The 891-nt window shown below is 44.3% G+C and carries 1 rRNA gene; it reads right to left on the bottom strand.

The features are described from left to right. Positions 1 to 652, bottom strand: a 23S ribosomal RNA gene (locus tag CLRAG_RS17915); the annotation flags it as partial. Positions 653 to 891: the final 239 nt, after the last annotated feature.

Genomic DNA, 891 nt, shown 5'->3' with positions numbered 1-891 from the left:
TACCTTAAGTACTTAACCTTGCTGCATATCGTAACTCGCTGGCTCGTTCTACAAAAAGCACGCCGTCGTACTTTACGTACTTCGACTGTTTGTGGACACACGGTTTCAGGTTCTATTTCACTCCCCTCCCGGGGTTCTTTTCACCTTTCCCTCACGGTACTCCTTCTCTATCGGTCACCAGGTAGTATTTAGCCTTGGGAGGTGGTCCTCCCTGTTTCCCACAAGGTTTCTCGTGTCTCGTGGTACTCTGGATTAGATCTGGCTGCTCTTTGCTTTCATTTACAGGGCTTTTACCTTCTCCGGCGGAGCCTTCCAGCTCTCTTCAATTAACACTTCACAGTATTTATGACCTATCCGCAACCCCAGGAACAAGTTCCTGGTTTGGGCTCTTTCCCGTTCGCTCGCCGCTACTTAGGAAATCGATGTTTCTTTCTCTTCCTCCGGGTACTTAGATGTTTCAGTTCCCCGGGTTTGCCTCTACAAACCTATGTATTCAGTTTGCAGTACCTAGCGTTATCTAGGTGGGTTTCCCCATTCGGATATCTCTGGTTCTCTGGCTATTTGCGCCTACCCAGAGCTTTTCGCAGCTTATCGCGTCCTTCTTAGGCTCCTGGTGCCAAGGCATCCTCCATGCGCCCTTTGTAGCTTGACCTTTATTATCGAAAATTGCTATTAACTTCGCATATCTTCGTCAACCTTTTCGCTGTGGTGCTCATTTACATAAGTAAACTCTGCTCCTCGCTCAAATCTTTCCTCGATCTGCTCGTTACTATCAATTTTCTTATTATCATCATATCATCTTTAAAATGATACTTTACTACAAAGGTTATATTATAACCTTAGCTTTACTTTATTTCTTATTTACTGTGCAATTTTCAAAGGACAATTTTT

This window comes from Clostridium ragsdalei P11, from assembly GCF_001675165.1.
Taxonomy (GTDB): domain Bacteria; phylum Bacillota; class Clostridia; order Clostridiales; family Clostridiaceae; genus Clostridium_B; species Clostridium_B ragsdalei.
This window is presented reverse-complemented; position numbering and strand designations above follow the sequence as displayed.